Origin of the sequence: Phaeacidiphilus oryzae TH49, from assembly GCF_000744815.1 — a bacterium.
GTDB lineage: Bacteria > Actinomycetota > Actinomycetes > Streptomycetales > Streptomycetaceae > Phaeacidiphilus > Phaeacidiphilus oryzae.
The window spans coordinates 5,473,922-5,489,207 of sequence record NZ_JQMQ01000005.1 but is presented as its reverse complement, the minus strand read 5'-3'; the positions used below and the strand labels follow the sequence as shown (position 1 = coordinate 5,489,207).

The window sequence follows — 15,286 nt, the reverse complement described above, 5'->3', positions numbered from 1 at the left end:
CGAGCCGCACCGGCACGAGCCGCGGACCCCCGAGCCACGGACCCCGGAGCCGCACCACGCCCGCAGGCACCGGCCGCACCCCGACGTGGTGGTGGTCGGCGCCGGCGCCGCCGGACTGGCCGCCGCACGCCAGCTGGCACACGCCGGACTGGTCGTCGACGTGCTGGAGGCGAGCCGGCGGATCGGCGGCCGGATGGCCGCGCCCGAAGTCGACGGCTTCCGGCTGGAGAACGGCGCCCTGCTGGTCGACGGCTCGCTGCCGGAACTCGGCCCGCCGGTGCGGCTCGCCCCGCTGGAACTCCGGCCCTTCGCGCCGGGGGTACTGGTCGCCGCCGACGGGCGGCGCTACCGGGTCGGACGGCAGCTGCGCCCGCGGGAGGCGCTCGGCGCCGCCCGCACACCGATCGGCGGCCCGCTGGACAAGGCCCGGCTGAGCGCGCAGCTGGCGCGGCTCGCCGCCACCCCGGTGGAGCGGCTGCTCGCCCGTCCGGAGACCAGCGCCGCGTCCGCGCTGGCCGGACGCGGGCTGCCGGACCGCACGGTGGACGGATTCCTGCGACCGCTGCTGGTCGCGCTGCTCTCCGACCCTGCCCTGGCCGGCAGCAGCCGCAGCGCCGACCTCGCGCTGCGGCGCTACGCGCGGGGCGCCCTCTGCCTCCCCAGCCGCGGACTCGCCGCGATACCCGAGCAGTTGGCCGAGGATCTGCCGCCGGGCGCGGTCCGCACCGGCGTGCGGGTGACCGCGGTGGCCGCGGACGGCGTGGAGACCGAGCGGCACGGCCGGATCGCCTGCCGGGCGGTGGTGGTGGCCACCGGCGCGCGGGACGCGGTGCGGCTGCTGCCGGGCCTCCACGAGCCGGCGTTCCGCCCGGTGACGACGTACTACCACGCGGCACCGGCCTCACCGCTGGGCGGCGAGCCGCTGCTGGTGCTGGACGGGGAGGCGTCCTCGCCGGTGGCGCACTCCCTGGTGCTGAGCGATGTCTCGGCGCGGTACGCACGGGACGGGCGGGCGCTGGTGGCGACCACCGTGCTGGGCGAGGCCGGCGCCGAGCTGGAGCCGGCCGTGCGGCGGCGGCTGGCGGCGATGTACGGGCGCGCCGCCTCCGGCTGGGAGTTCCTGACGCTGCGCCAGGTCCCGGAGGCCGTAGCGGTGATGACCCCGCCGCACCACTTCGGCCGCCCGGTCCGCCTGCTGAGCGGCCTCTACGCGTGCGGCGCGCACCGCGACTCCGGTACGGTCGCGGGCGCGCTGGACTCAGCCCTCCGCGCGGCCGCGGCGGTCCGCCGCGACCTGGGCTTCCCCGCAACGGAGGCGGCCTGACCCCCGGGCCCCCGCGGCCGCTGGACCACCCCCGCCGCTAGATCACCCCCGCCGCATGCGCCGCCTCCTCGAAGGACCGCGCAGCGGTGTTGCCCCGGTAGGGGGCCAGCCGGCGGGCGTAGTCGCGGAGGTACTCGATGGTGCGGGTGGAGCGCATCTCGGTGGCGACCCGCAGCGCCTCCATCGCCGACGCGCACGCCTCGTCGACCTCGCCCATCCCCAGCCGGGCCGTCGCCAGCACGATCCGGCAGAAGACCTTGCTCCGCGCGTAGCCCGGCTGGCGGAGCCGCAGCGAGCGCTCCGCGTGCTGCGCCGCCGAGCGCCACTGCTGCAGATCGCGGTAGCAGTGGGCGAACTCGTCCGCCAGCTGGGCCTCGTCGAAGAACCGGGCCCAGCCCGGCAGTTCGTCCCCCGGCCGGGCCGACTGCAGCGTCCGCTCGGCCCGTACCAGCGCGGTCGTACAGGAGCGGGCGTCCCCCAGCACGCTGTGCCCGCGCGCCTCGGCCGCGTGGAGCAGCGCCTGCACCGGCGCCGGCGCCGTGGTGCCGACGCCCTGCTGGGCGACCCGGGCCAGCTGGACGGCCTCCCGGCCGTGGCCGAGGTAGACCGCCTGCCGGCTCATGGTGATCAGCACATACCCGCCGTAGAGACGGTCGTTGGCGGCCTGCGCGAGCCGCAGCGACTGGACGAAGTAGCGCTGGGCCAGCCCGTGGGCGCCGATGTCGTACGAGGTCCAGCCGGCCAGCCGGGTGAGGTCGGCGACCGCGCCGAAGAGTGAGCGGCCGATCGCCTCGCCGTAGCGGCCCCGGAGCATCGGCTCGGCCTCGCTCTCCAGATAGCGGATGAGCGCCTGCCGGGCGTGCCCGCCGCCGTACGCGTTGTCCAGCGCCCGGAAGAGGTCGCCGACCGCGCGCACCGCCGAGACGTCGCCGCGGCCGACCCGCTGCAGCCCGCGCGGGATGCCGGCGACCGCCGGCACAGGCGCGGCCGTCACCGTCTCGCCCAGCACCGCCCCCGGGCCGCCCGCACGACGCCCCTGGGACGGGATTCCGGCGCCCGGAGGACGCAGCGCGCCCCCGCCCGCGGCGCGCACCCCGCCGGCCAGACCGACCCGCGGGGCGCTCACGGCGCCGCCGCCCGCGCCGGCAGCTCCGGGCGGGGGCGGCGGGGCGCCGAAGTCCTGCGGGGTCTCCCGGGCGACCCGCTCGTCGCTGCGGCCGATCAGCCAGTCCCGGCTGGGGACGACCAGGCCGGCCGGGGTGAAGGCGATCCGGCGCAGCTCGCTGTGGGCGCCGGTGTCCTTCCGCCACATGCTGCTGACGATGTCCACGGCCTCGGCCGGGGTCTCGGCGAACTCGAGCCCCGCGTAGACCGGGGCGCAGGCGTCCAGACCGAGATCCTGGGCGGTGAGCCGGCGGCCGAGGCGCCGGGTGAAGACCTCGGCGATCAGCGCCGGGGTCGCACCCCGCGGCTGCTGTCCGCGCAGCCAGCGGGTGACCGAGGTCTTGTCGTACCTCAGGTCGAGGCCGTGCTCGATGCCCAGCTGGTCGACCCGGCGGGCCAGTCCGGCGTGGGAGAAGCCGGCCTCCTCGATCAGCGCGGCCAGCCGCTGGTTGTGCGCGCGCTCGGCGGGGCGCCGGTCGGTGACGGCGGGCGGTGCGGACACCGCGGTCGCCGCGCCGGCCGGCGCCGTTGAGGGTGCCGCCGCGGTGGTCGCCGAGGGGCCGGAGGGCGACGCCGTGGCGGTGGTCGAGGCCGTGGTCGCGGCGGTGGACGCGGACCCGGACCCAGACGGCGAGGAGGGCGACGGGCGGGGTGGGGACCCGCCGGCCCCGGAGGCCGCCGCCGGACCGGGAAGCGGGGAGGCCGCGGCCGGCGGATGAGAGCCGCCGGACTGCGGTTCACCTCCGCGGGGCACGCCGAGCCGCCCGTCGACCGTCTGTGATCGGTCGAGGCGGGCTTCGATCGGCGTTCGGTCGCTTACTGGCCGCTGGGGCATGAGGCGTCACACCTTCCAGGCGCCGCCCGACGCACCTCTGAGGCCCTGACCGGTACAGCGGCGACGCCCTGTTAGGAACGGCGCGAATGTAGCGAGCATTCGGCGGTCGCGACCGAATCACGCTCAGCAATCGTCCGAACGGGTGACACCCGAGGCCCCGACTCGGTACCCACGTGGGGAAAGTGACGAGCCGTTCGATCATCCGAGCGGATCGTCCGGGGGCCGGCCCGGGGGTCGTCGGACGACCGTGGCCGACAGCCGGACCCCAGCCGCACGACAACCGCACGACAGCCGCACGACAGCCGGTCGCCGCCCGCCTGTGGGCGGCCGGCACACCCCCGGCGCCCGTTCCGTGTATGCGGCGCACATGGGCGGCGGGATCGGGGCTTCCTAGCCTGTCCGCCCATGACGAGTCCCGCATCCTCCCCGGCCGGCCGCCCCGGCCCCCACTCCCCCGAGCCCGCACCGCCTCCGCCGCCGGCCGGCCGCACCGCGCTGGTGACCGGCGGCGCGAGCGGGATCGGGCGGGCCTGCGCGCTGGCCCTGGCCGCGGCCGGCGCCGCCGTGCGGGTGGTCGACCGCTCCGCCGAGGGCGCGAAGGAGGTCGCCGAGCTCACCGGCGGCAGCGCGCACGTCGCCGACCTCTCCGACCCGGACGAGGTGGCCGGGCTGCCCACCGACAACGACATCGTGGTGAACTGCGCCGGCCTGCAGCACATCGCGCCGGTGCAGGACTTCCCGCCGGAGCGGTTCTCGCTGATCCAGCGGGTGATGGTGGAGGCACCGTTCCTGATCATCCGCGGCTCGCTGCCGCACATGTACGAGCGCGGCTGGGGGCGGATCGTCAACATCTCGTCCGTCCACGGTCTCCGGGCCAGCCCGTTCAAGGCCGCCTACGTCACCGCCAAGCACGCCCTGGAGGGCCTCAGCAAGGTGGTCGCGCTGGAGGCGGCGGCGCACGGGGTGACCAGCAACTGCGTCAACCCCGGCTATGTCCGCACCCCGCTGGTCGAGGCACAGCTCGACGAGCAGGCCGAGGTGCACGGCATCCCGCGGGACGAGGTCGCGCCGCGGATCCTCCTCCAGCGCACCGCGGTCAAGCGGCTGATCGAGCCGGAGGAGGTGGCCGAGGCCGCCGTGTGGCTCTGCGGACCGGCCTCCGCCCACCTCACCGGCGTCTCACTCCCCCTGGACGGCGGCTGGACGGCGGGCTGAGCACCCCGCGCCCACGGAGGGCGGAACCAGAAACCCGGAGCCCGGAGCCCGACAAGCAGACCATCCGACAGCACGACCATCAGACAGCCATACCACCTGATCACCCGACCACCCGCTCAACCGACCAACCGCTCAACCGACCAACCCACAACCCGACCACCCGACCACCCGACCACCCGACAAGGACAGTGACGTCATGTCAGCGACATCCGCAGCCACCCCGCCGGACAGCAGATCCGGCGACGCCTCGCTCGCCCGCGTGGTCGCAGCGAGCCTGATCGGCACCACCATCGAGTGGTACGACTACTTCCTCTACGGCTCGGCCGCCGCACTGGTCTTCGGCAAGACCTTCTTCCCCGACAGCGACCCGCTGACCGGCACCCTCCTCTCCTTCCTCACCTACGCCATCGGTTTCGCCGCCCGCCCGATCGGCGCCCTGGTCTTCGGCCACTTCGGCGACCGGCTCGGCCGCAAGAAGCTGCTGGTGCTCAGCCTGGTGATGATGGGCGCCTCGTCCGCACTGATCGGCTGTGTGCCCGGGTACGCGACGATCGGTGTGGCCGCGCCGATCCTGCTGACCGTCCTCCGGCTGGTCCAGGGCTTCGCACTGGGCGGCGAGTGGGGCGGTGCGGTGCTGCTGGTCTCCGAGTACGGGGACCCGAAGCGGCGCGGCTTCTGGGCCTCCTGGCCGCAGGGCGGCGCCCCGGCGGGCAACCTCCTCGCGGTCGGCATGCTCTCGCTGATGACCTCGGTCCAGTCGGACTCCGCCTTCGCCGCCTGGGGCTGGCGGATCCCCTTCCTGGTCTCCGCGGTGCTGCTGGGCATCGGGCTGTGGATCCGGCTCTCCGTCGAGGAGACCCCGATGTTCCGCGAGGCGCAGGCCCGCGCCGAGGCCCGGCAGGCGGAGCGGAAGGCCGCCGGACGGGCCGCCGCCGAGCGCTCGCCGCTCCTCACCGTGGTCCGCGGGCAGTGGCGCGACCTGCTGGTCGCGATGGGCGCGCGGATGGCGGAGAACATCTCCTACTACGTGATCACCGCCTTCACCCTGACCTACTGCGTCGACCACCTCGGCCTGGCCAAGCAGACCGCGCTGAACGCGGTGCTGATCGGCTCCGCCGTGCAGTTCTGCCTGATCCCGCTCTTCGGCGCGCTCTCCGACCGGGTCGGCCGCAAGCCGGTCTACCTGGTCGGCGCGGTCTGCACCGGCATCTGGGCCTGGGCCTTCTTCGGGCTGCTGGACGTGAAGTCCTTCCCTCTGCTCGTCCTGGCGGTGACCGTCGGCCTGGTCTTCCACAGCGCGATGTACGCCCCGCAGGCGGCCTTCTTCTCCGAGCTGTTCGGGACCCGGGTGCGGTACTCGGGCTCGTCGATCGGCGCCCAGTTCGCCTCGGTGGCGGCCGGCGCCCCGGCCCCGCTGATCGCGGTGGCGCTGCTGGAGGGCTACGGCAGCGCGACGCCGATCGCCCTCTACGTCTGCCTCTCGGCGGTGCTGACGGTGATCGCCATGCTGTTCGCCCGGGAGACCCGCGAGGTCGACCTGGCCGAGCTCCCGGACGCCCAGGACATCACCGACCCTTCCCCCAGCCGGTCGTCGGCTGACAGCATGACCGCTTGATGAACCGTGACGCCCCCCACCCGGCCGCCGCGGCGGGCGCGCGCCGTGCGGTGCCGGCCCGCTCCGCGCCGGCGCGCGTCGGCACGGCGCCGCCGCCCGACCGCGCGCTCCCGCCGGCCGCACCGGCCATGCCGGCCCCGTCGGCCCCGCGGCCGGCGGGCCCCGGCCGAGGGGGCGTTCCGGCTGCTGGAGCTGCTGGCGGGCGGGGCGCCCGCGGAGGACCTGGCCGCGGCCGTGGCCGAGGCCAGGGCGGCCGCCGAGGCCTCCGCCGGGCCGGCGGGCGCCGGACGGATCGACGAGGCCGGCCGGCTCGCCCTCGCCGTCCACCGCACCCTCCGCCAGCACCGGCGGCGGGAGGCCGAGCTGACCGCCCTCTTCGAGACCGCGGGGGACCTCGCCGCCCAGCGCGACCTGGACGCCGTCCTCAAGGCCATCGTCCGCCGCGCCCGGGCGCTCCTCGGCACCGACACCGCGTATCTCACGATGCCGGACGAGGAGGCCGGGGACACCTATATGCGGGTGACCGACGGCTCGGTCTCCGCGCTCTTCCAGACCCTCCACCTCAACCTCGGCGAGGGGCTCGGCGGGCTGGTCGCGCAGACCGCCCGCCCGTACGCCACCCGGGACTACCGGCACGACGCCCGCTTCCACCACACCCGGCTGATCGACGCCGGGGTGCTGGACGAGGGGCTGATCGCGATCCTCGGCGTGCCGCTGCTCCTCGGCGCGAGCTCCGGTTCCGGACAGGTGATCGGCGTCCTCTTCGCGGCCGACCGCAGCCCCCGGCACTTCTCGCCGGACGAGGTGGCGCTGCTCAACTCGCTGGCCGCGCACGCCGCGATCGCCATCGACTCGGCCCGGGTCGCCGAGGCCACCCGGGCCGCCTACGCCGAGCTGGCCGAGGCGCACGGGGTGATCCGCGAGCACGCCGCCGACGTCCAGCGGGCCGAGGAGTCCCACGACCGGCTGACCGACCTGGTGCTGGGCGGCGGCGAGCTGCCCGAGCTGGCGGCGGCGGTGGCCGGGCTGCTGGGCGGCCCGATCTCCGTCCACGGCCCGGAGGGGCGGACGCTGGCCCGGTGCGGGAACGCCGGCTCGGCGGTCGGCTCGGCGGCAGGCTGGGACCCGGCCGCGGTGGCCGCGGCGGTCGCCGAGTCGCGGCGGGCCGGCCGGTCCGTGCCCTGCGGGGGCGGCTGGGTCTGCGCGGTGACGGCCGGGCAGGAGCTGCTCGGCTCGCTGGCGCTGCGCGGCCGGCCGGAGCTGGCCGGCGCGGACCGGCGGCTCTTCGAGCGGGCCGGGATGGTCACCGGCCTGCTCCTCCTGGTCCGCCGCTCGGTCGCGGAGGCCGAGAACAGGGTCCGCGGGGAGCTGCTCTCCGACCTGCTGACCGATCCGGGCCGGGACCCGGCCGGGCTGGTCGAGCGGGCCCGGCGGCTCGGCGTCGAGCTGGAGCGGCCGCAGCTGGTGCTGGCCGCGCGCTGCCCCGACGAGGCGCGGGCCGGTCTGGCCGCCGCCGCGGTCCAGTACCTCTTCGGCCGGCGGGGCGGGATCAGCGCCCGGCACGGCGGCGACGTGGTGCTGCTCCTCCCGCCGGAGCGCGGGGTCGCCCCCGGCGAGGCGGCCCGGCGGGCGGCCGAGCGGCTGGCCGCGCAGGCCGGGGCGCCGGTCACGGTCGGTGCGGCGGCCGAACCTGCCTCCGGCCCGGCGGCGCTGGCGGCGGCGTACGAGGAGGCCGCGCGCTGCGCGGGCGCGCTGGAGGCGCTGGGGCGCGCGGGAGACGGCGCGTGCGCCGGGGAGCTGGGCTTCCTCGGCGTGCTGCTGGGCGACGGGCAGAGCCCGGCCAGGGCGGCCGGCTTCGTGCGCTCGGCGCTGGGGCCGCTGCTGGACTACGACGAGCGGCGGGGCACGGAGCTGGTCCGGACGCTGGAGGCGTACTTCGAGTGCGGGACGAGCCTGGTCCGGGCCAAGGACGAGCTCCACGTCCATGTGAACACCGTCGTGCAGCGCCTCGACCGCATCGCCTCCCTCCTCGGCGAGGACTGGAACTCCCCCGCCAGGGCCCTCGAACTCCAACTCGCCCTGCGGCTGCGCGCGTTGGCACCGAACACCCCCGGATGAGCCCGCAGGGCGCCGTCAGGGCCGCTTCAGGGCCGCACCTGCCCCCGCGCCGATCCCGGCGCCGCTGAAGCACCCCTTCGGCGCCGCCGTCGCGACCGCGTCCGACGTGTGATCGATCACGCACCTCCCCAAGGGCCTCGCCCTCGCCGCTCCGCCGTACAGTTGCTGCTGCGCAGCAGAATCCGCGGGACGCGAGGAGTGGCTTCGATGAGTGGTCGGTTGCGGTTCGTGCATCTCGGCATCGGCGAGCGGACCGTCTCCTACGAGGAGGCCCTCGCCGAGCAGCAGCGGCTGCACGCCCAGCGGGTGGCCGACGAGATCCCGGACACCGTGCTGCTGCTGGAGCACTCCCCCGTCTACACCGCGGGCAAGCGCACCCGCCCCGAGGACCGCCCGCTGGACGGCACCCCGGTCGTGGAGACCAACCGCGGCGGCGAGATCACCTGGCACGGACCCGGCCAGCTGGTCGGCTACCCCATCGTCAAGCTGCCCGACCCGGTCGACGTGGTGGCGTACGTCCGCCGCCTCGAGGAGGTCAGCATCCGGACGCTGGCCGAGTTCGGCGTCGAGAGCACCCGGATCGAGGGCCGCACCGGCGTCTGGGTGCTGGGCGCCGCGATCCCCGGCGCGAAGCCGGACCCCGCGCAGCAGGTCGACATCGGCGGCCTCACCCTGCGGATGGGCGTCAAGATGGGCATCGACCCGCGGCTGGCCGGCCCGGAGTACGCCCCCTCCAACGCCGGTCAGCGCGGCGACGACCGCAAGATCACCGCGATCGGCGTCCGCGTCGCCCGCGGGGTGACCATGCACGGCTTCGCCCTCAACTGCGACCCGGACATGACCTGGTTCGACCGGATCGTGCCCTGCGGCATCCGGGACGCCGGCGTCGGCTCGCTCAGCACCGAACTGGGCCGGGACGTCCCGGTGACCGAGGCGCTGCCGGTGGTCGAGCGGCACTTCGCCGAGGTCTTCGCCGAGCTGCCGGAGCCGGCCCCCCGCGCGACGGCCCCCCACGCGGCCGCGCCCACCCGCGCCTAGGCCGCCCCACGGAGTCCGGGGCTGTCGGCCCCTCCGCGTACCCTGGCGGAAGAGCCGAGAGGACTCAGGACGACCCCTCTCACACCCTCTCTCACAAGGAGCTGCACGTGTCCGCTGTCGCACCGGACGGCCGCAAGCTGCTGCGTCTGGAGGTCCGCAACAGCGAGACCCCGATCGAGCGGAAGCCGGAGTGGATCAAGACCCGGGCGAAGATGGGCCCCGAGTACACCGGGCTCCAGGCCCTGGTGAAGCGCGAGGGCCTGCACACGGTCTGCCAGGAGGCCGGCTGTCCCAACATCTTCGAATGCTGGGAGGACCGCGAGGCGACCTTCCTCATCGGCGGTGACCAGTGCACCCGCCGCTGCGACTTCTGCCAGATCGACACCGGCAAGCCCGCCGAGTTCGACCGGGACGAGCCGCGCCGGGTCGCCGAGTCCGTGCAGACCATGGACCTCAACTACGCGACCATCACCGGCGTCGCCCGCGACGACCTGGAGGACGGCGGCGCCTGGCTGTACGCCGAGACCGTCCGCCGGATCCACGCCATGACGGCCGACCGGCAGGGCGGCCGGACCGGCGTCGAGCTGCTGATCCCCGACTTCAACGCGGTGCCCGAGCAGCTGGCCGAGGTCTTCTCCTCCCGCCCGCAGGTGCTGGCGCACAACGTGGAGACCGTGCCGCGGATCTTCAAGCGGATCCGCCCCGCCTTCCGCTACGAGCGGTCCCTGGAGGTCATCACCAGGGCCCGGGAGGCCGGCCTGGTGACCAAGTCCAACCTGATCCTGGGCATGGGCGAGACCCGCGAGGAGGTCAGCCAGGCCCTGGCGGACCTCCACGGGGCCGGCTGCGAGCTGATCACCATCACCCAGTACCTGCGGCCGTCCGTCCGGCACCACCCGGTGGAGCGCTGGGTCAAGCCGCAGGAGTTCGTGGAGCTCCAGGAGGAGGCCGAGGAGATCGGCTTCGCCGGGGTGATGTCCGGGCCGCTGGTGCGCTCCTCGTACCGGGCCGGCCGGCTGTACCGGCAGGCCCTGGAGCGCCGGGCGGAGAACGCCGCCTGAGCGGGAGGCCGCGACGGGTCGCCGAGCGGGTGGCCGCGGAGCTGACGGAATGTCAAGATCCGCCGCCACCTGGCGGTTTGTCTTCATGTGAGTTTGACGGAGCGGTCACCGCGGGGTAACACCGTCCGAGGACGATGGGGACAGTTCAGGCGCGCAGAGGAAGGGGAGTCCGTCATGCCAGTGCTGAGCAACCTCCGGGACACCGCCGGGATCGCCGGCTTCGCGGCCGGCGCGCTGCGCCGGGCCGAGGCGGTGCTGCTCGCCGGCGGGCAGCAGACCGCCCGCCGCAACGCCTGGGACGCGGTGTGCGAGAACCGTCGCCTCGCGCTGGACCGGCAGGACCCCTTCGAGTCCGACGCCGAGACCGGGGCCGGCTTCGAGGAGCCCGCCGTGCGGTGGGCCGAGCGAGGCCCCGAGCGGCGGTCACCGCGGCTCGTGGTGACGCGCTGACGCACCCTTGGTTGGGCCCGGCCCTCGCGGCCCCGTACGATGAGCGTCATGGCGAGGCAGGACACCCCAGACGAGAACGCCGGGCGGCTTAAGCAGATCCGCCAGGCGTACACCATGACCAAGAAGGTCGACCCCAAGATCGGGCTGATTCTGGCCGGGATCTGGATCGGCGTTCTCGTAGTACTGCTCGCCGTCGGCTTCGCCATCGGCCATCCGATCTACCTCGGGATCCTGGGCCTGATCCTCGGCCTGCTGGCCGCGGTGATCGTCTTCGGGCGGCGGGCGGAGAAGGCCGCGTTCGGCCAGATGGACGGCCAGCCGGGGGCCGCGGCGGCCGTGCTCAACAACCTGAAGCGCGGCTGGACGGTGACCCCGGTGGTCGCCGCCACCCGGAACCAGGACGTGGTGCACCGGGCCGTCGGCCGGGCCGGCGTGGTGCTGGTCGGCGAGGGCAACGTCAACCGGCTGCGGCCGCTGATGAGCTCCGAGAAGCGGAAGATCAACCGGATGGTCGGCGACGTGCCGGTCACCGAGGTGCTGGTCGGCGACGGCGAGGGCCAGGTCCCGCTGCGGAAGCTGCAGATGCACATGACCAAGCTGCCGCGGACGGTCGCCCCGGCCCAGGTCACCGTGGTCAACGACCGCCTGCGGGCGATCGGCGACCTCCTCTCGAACGCGCCGATCCCGAAGGGCCCGCTGCCGAAGGGCGCCCGCCTCCCCAAGGGCGGCGGCAAGATGCGCTGACGCGCGAGTCGACACCAGCGAGGCCCCGGGCGACGCCCGGGGCCTCGTGTTTTCCGCTCCGGAGAGCCCGAAGGGCGAATCAAGGGGCGCGGGGAACCGCACGGCCGGCGCCGCGGTGCGTGCCGCGGACTGCCGCACTCGGCAGCGGGCTTCGGGTGGCAACCCGGTGGCCGTTGCCGAGTGCGGAGCCGTAGTCGGCCGGCCGTGCGGTTCCCCGCGCCCCTTGATTCGCCCTTCGGGCTCTCCGGGGCGGCCCTACGGGCCTAGAAGCGGACCTCGGCCGTGCCGACCGCCTTGTCGTGGAGGCCCCGCCCGTCCCGGTCCCAGACCAGCGCGGGGATGGCCAGCATCAGCAGGAAGGTCCGGAGAGCGACCTGCGCCGGCGTCGCCCTGCCCCCCTGGACGCGCACGACCCGCAGCCCCAGCAGCCGCTTCCCCGGCGTGCAGCCCACCGTGCCGAGCATCAGCAGGCTCATCACGAAGAAGATGAGCATCGCCCAGAGGTTGGCCACCTGGAGGTCGCCGCGGGCGACCAGCCCGTAGGAGATGAGCGCGCACAGCCACCAGTCGATGAGCAGCGCGACCACCCGCCGGCCGGTGCCGGCGAGGGAGCCGCTGCCCTCCTCGGGGAGGCCCAGCCGCTTGCCGCGGTATCCGAACTCGGCGTCGGCCGCGTCGTTCCCGGTGTAGCCCGGGCCGTTGATCCAGCCGCCGAGGGCTTTCCTGCTGTCGTCCACCCGCCCACAGTATCCGCCCGCGTCAGGCGGCCGACCGGCGACTCCCCCGCGCCCGTTCCGTCCCCTTACGGGTGACCTGCGCCGTCACGGAGCGTCCGGGCGGGGCTCACTCCCCGGCGCTCGAAGATCACCGAATCGGCCCTGGTGACCCACCCTTTCGGAGGCTCCCGCGGGACGGCGGTTAACATCCGTGAAACATATGGGTCACCACCGAGAAACGGCCTCTCCCTATGGTGTGCCGCAACGGTGGGCCGCACGGGACCGGCTCGGCCGTACCCGACAGTCCCTGGCGCATCGCCGGGCGAGGAGGATGGATGTTCAACAACGCCGACGAGGTGGCGCGGTACATCTCGGACAACGACGTGAAGTTCGTCGACGTCAGGTTCTGCGACCTGCCCGGCGTGATGCAGCACTTCACGGTTCCGGCCGAGTCCTTCGACCCCGCCGAGACGCTGATGTTCGACGGCTCGTCGATCCGCGGCTTCCAGGCGATCCACGAGTCGGACATGGCCCTGGTCCCGGACCTGTCGACGGCCCGCCTCGACCCCTTCCGCTCGGACGCCACGCTCAACATCAACTTCTTCATCCACGACCCGATCACCGGCGAGCAGTACAGCCGCGACCCGCGGAACGTGGCCAAGAAGGCCGAGGCCTACCTGGCCTCCTCCGGCATCGCCGACACCGCGTACTTCGGCCCCGAGGCCGAGTTCTACGTGTTCGACAAGGCGCGCTTCGAGACCAGCGCCAACCGGTCGTTCTACGAGATCGACTCCGAGGCCGGCGCCTGGAACACCGGCAACGAGCAGGACAACCGCGGCTACAAGGTCCGCTACAAGGGCGGCTACTTCCCGGTCCCGCCGGTCGACCACTTCGCCGACCTGCGCGCCGAGATCACCCTTGAGCTGATCAAGTCCGGCCTCACCGTCGAGCGCCAGCACCACGAGGTGGGCACCGCCGGCCAGGCCGAGATCAACTACAAGTTCAACACCCTGCTGCACGCCGCCGACGACCTGATGCTCTTCAAGTACATCGTGAAGAACGTCGCCTGGCGGGCCGGCAAGACCGCGACCTTCATGCCGAAGCCGATCTTCGGCGACAACGGCTCGGGGATGCACGTCCACCAGTCGCTGTGGCTGGGCGGCGACCCGCTCTTCTACGACGAGCAGGGCTACGCCGGCCTCTCGGACACCGCCCGCTACTACATCGGCGGCATCCTCAAGCACGCCCCCGCGCTGCTCGCCTTCACCAACCCGACGGTGAACTCGTACCACCGCCTGGTGCCGGGCTTCGAGGCGCCGGTCAACCTGGTGTACTCGCAGCGCAACCGCTCCGCCGCGATCCGCATCCCGATCACCGGGGCCAACGCCAAGGCCAAGCGCATCGAGTTCCGCGCGCCGGACTCCTCGGGCAACCCGTACCTGGCCTTCTCCTCGCTCCTCCTCGCGGGCCTGGACGGCATCAAGAACAAGATCGAGCCGGCCGAGCCGGTCGACAAGGACCTCTACGAGCTGGCCCCCGAGGAGCACGCCAACGTGCCCCAGGTCCCCACCAGCCTCCCGTCGGTCCTGGAGGCCCTCGAGGCCGACCACGAGTTCCTCCTCCAGGGCGGCGTCTTCACCCCCGACCTGATCGAGACCTGGATCGACTACAAGCGCACCAACGAGATCGCCCCGATCGCCCTGCGCCCCCACCCGCACGAGTTCGAGCTGTACTTCGACATCTAAAAAGGCGCAGGGCGCCCGGCCGGGCGCCAGGGAACGTGGTGAGGGGCTGTCTCCTGGGAAGTCGGGGGGCAGCCCCTCACTGGTGCGCAGGTGGCGAGCAGGACCGCGTCATGCGTCGATCTGCTGGAAGATGTGCGGGTAGGACACGATGTCGTCGGGGGACTCGGCCACCATCCGCTGGAACTCCGGGCGGGCGAAGGCCGTGGCGAGCGCCTCGGTCGACTCCCAGACCGCGATGTTCATCAGCAGCCGGCTGTCCCCCACGCCCTGGTGCATCCGCAGGGAGACGAACCCCGGCTGCGCCTTCATGAACGCCGCCTGCCGGCGGAAGAGGGCCATGAACTCCTCGGTCCTCCCCTCCGGGACGAAGAAGGTGTTGGCCAGGACGATGGGCCCGGCCTTCTCCTTGAACTGCGCGAACATCGGCGTGTTCGGGTCCAGGCTCTGCAGCTTGGCCATTCTCGGTGCCACCTCTCGCCATCGGACGCGGCCGCCGCCTCTGCGACGGTCGCGGGCTTGCCAACAGGCGTTGGCCAACCCGTGTTGGCAAATCTAGAGAAGCGAGGCTGGACTGTCAACACGCGTTGGCATATTTTTGTCGGCATGACCGGCAGCACGGACAAAGAGCAGGCCACACGGCGTTCCGACGCCACCCGCGCCACGATCCTCGCGGCGGCCCGCGAGCGCTTCGCCGCGGACGGCTACGAGAAGGCGACCATCCGCGCCATCGCCCGCGACGCCGAGATCGACCCGTCGATGGTGATGCGCTACTACGGCAACAAGGCGGGCCTGTTCGCCGCGGCCGTCTCGATCGACCCCGGACTGCCCGGACTGCCCGTCGAACCGCGCGAGGACCTCGGCCGCACGCTGGTGCGCCACTTCCTCACCCTGTGGGAGGAGAACGGGGAGCTCACCGCACTCATGCGGGTCGGCGCCACCGACCCGGCCGCCGCCGACCGCATGCAGAGCGTGCTGCGCGATCAGTTGATCCCGCTGGCCCGGCGGGTGGGCCCCGACCCGGAGCAGGCGCCGGGGCGGGCGGCGCTGTGCGCCTCGACCGTGCTGGGGCTCGCGCTCACCCGCTACGTGCTGCGGTTCCCCGCGAGCGTCGCGCTCGACCGCGAGGAGATCGTGGACTGGCTCGGGCCCACGATCCAGCGGTACCTCACCGCGGCCACGCCCTGAAGCCCGCGTCGAGGACGCCCCTCCTGCCCTGGTGAACGCGTACCGTCACTTTTTGATCACGCCAGCTTCGATTCTC

General features: G+C 74.0%; 14 protein-coding genes. 11 read left to right on the top strand and 3 right to left on the bottom strand.

What is annotated here, in order from left to right; all coding sequences use genetic code 11:
- The first annotated feature begins 85 nt into the window (after nucleotides 1-85).
- On the top strand, nucleotides 86-1,324 hold the full coding sequence (locus tag BS73_RS28165) for an FAD-dependent oxidoreductase (protein WP_037581472.1): 1,239 nt from the start codon (nucleotides 86-88) through the stop codon (nucleotides 1,322-1,324).
- A gap of 37 nt (nucleotides 1,325-1,361) precedes the next feature.
- Here the strand turns inward: BS73_RS28165 and BS73_RS28160 are convergent, their stop codons facing one another.
- Nucleotides 1,362-2,990, bottom strand: a complete 1,629-nt coding sequence (locus tag BS73_RS28160) for a hypothetical protein (RefSeq protein WP_037581469.1) — start codon at nucleotides 2,988-2,990, stop codon at nucleotides 1,362-1,364.
- On the opposite strand from BS73_RS28160, the gene BS73_RS38425 reads away from it, so the two are divergent.
- From BS73_RS38425 to BS73_RS28125, 8 genes are all read left to right on the top strand, one after another.
- The gene (locus BS73_RS38425; protein WP_161789714.1) at nucleotides 2,968-3,207 is read left to right on the top strand and encodes a hypothetical protein; all 240 of its coding nucleotides are present in this window, start codon (nucleotides 2,968-2,970) and stop codon (nucleotides 3,205-3,207) included. The genes BS73_RS28160 and BS73_RS38425 overlap by 23 nt on opposite strands.
- 521 nt (nucleotides 3,208-3,728) lie before the next feature.
- Nucleotides 3,729-4,538, top strand: a complete 810-nt coding sequence (locus BS73_RS28155; RefSeq protein ID WP_037577171.1) for a 3-hydroxybutyrate dehydrogenase — start codon at nucleotides 3,729-3,731, stop codon at nucleotides 4,536-4,538.
- A gap of 196 nt (nucleotides 4,539-4,734) precedes the next feature.
- Nucleotides 4,735-6,153 (top strand): MFS transporter, encoded by a 1,419-nt coding sequence (locus tag BS73_RS28150; protein ID WP_037577170.1) that lies wholly within the window; start codon nucleotides 4,735-4,737, stop codon nucleotides 6,151-6,153.
- A gap of 183 nt (nucleotides 6,154-6,336) precedes the next feature.
- Nucleotides 6,337-8,271: a helix-turn-helix domain-containing protein gene (locus BS73_RS28145; RefSeq protein WP_051941575.1), complete on the top strand. Its 1,935-nt coding sequence runs from the start codon at nucleotides 6,337-6,339 to the stop codon at nucleotides 8,269-8,271.
- Nucleotides 8,272-8,478: 207 nt separating this feature from the next.
- On the top strand, nucleotides 8,479-9,309 hold the full coding sequence (gene lipB / locus BS73_RS28140; RefSeq protein WP_037577168.1) for a lipoyl(octanoyl) transferase LipB: 831 nt from the start codon (nucleotides 8,479-8,481) through the stop codon (nucleotides 9,307-9,309).
- A 107-nt stretch (nucleotides 9,310-9,416) separates the two neighbouring features.
- Entirely contained in the window at nucleotides 9,417-10,370 is a 954-nt protein-coding gene (lipA, locus tag BS73_RS28135) for a lipoyl synthase (RefSeq protein WP_037577166.1), read from the top strand.
- Between the two features lie 174 nt (nucleotides 10,371-10,544).
- The gene (locus BS73_RS38935) at nucleotides 10,545-10,820 is read left to right on the top strand and encodes a hypothetical protein (protein WP_037577164.1); all 276 of its coding nucleotides are present in this window, start codon (nucleotides 10,545-10,547) and stop codon (nucleotides 10,818-10,820) included.
- Between the two features lie 48 nt (nucleotides 10,821-10,868).
- The gene (locus BS73_RS28125; protein ID WP_037577162.1) at nucleotides 10,869-11,564 is read left to right on the top strand and encodes a DUF4191 domain-containing protein; all 696 of its coding nucleotides are present in this window, start codon (nucleotides 10,869-10,871) and stop codon (nucleotides 11,562-11,564) included.
- Nucleotides 11,565-11,827: 263 nt separating this feature from the next.
- On the opposite strand, the gene BS73_RS28120 is transcribed toward BS73_RS28125, so the two are convergent.
- On the bottom strand, nucleotides 11,828-12,301 hold the full coding sequence (locus BS73_RS28120; protein ID WP_037577161.1) for an RDD family protein: 474 nt from the start codon (nucleotides 12,299-12,301) through the stop codon (nucleotides 11,828-11,830).
- Nucleotides 12,302-12,615: 314 nt separating this feature from the next.
- On the opposite strand from BS73_RS28120, the gene glnA reads away from it, so the two are divergent.
- Nucleotides 12,616-14,025, top strand: coding sequence for a type I glutamate--ammonia ligase (glnA, locus tag BS73_RS28115; protein WP_037577160.1), 1,410 nt, complete (start codon nucleotides 12,616-12,618; stop codon nucleotides 14,023-14,025).
- A gap of 108 nt (nucleotides 14,026-14,133) precedes the next feature.
- Here glnA and BS73_RS28110 read toward each other — a convergent pair whose 3' ends face one another.
- A complete protein-coding gene (locus BS73_RS28110; protein ID WP_037577159.1) occupies nucleotides 14,134-14,484 on the bottom strand; it encodes an antibiotic biosynthesis monooxygenase family protein in 351 nt (116 codons plus the stop codon).
- Between the two features lie 144 nt (nucleotides 14,485-14,628).
- Here BS73_RS28110 and BS73_RS28105 point away from each other — a divergent pair, with 144 nt between their 5' ends.
- Nucleotides 14,629-15,210 carry a TetR/AcrR family transcriptional regulator gene (locus tag BS73_RS28105; protein ID WP_037577158.1) on the top strand — a complete coding sequence of 194 codons (582 nt, stop codon included), beginning with the start codon at nucleotides 14,629-14,631 and terminating at the stop codon, nucleotides 15,208-15,210.
- The last annotated feature ends 76 nt before the right edge of the window (nucleotides 15,211-15,286 follow it).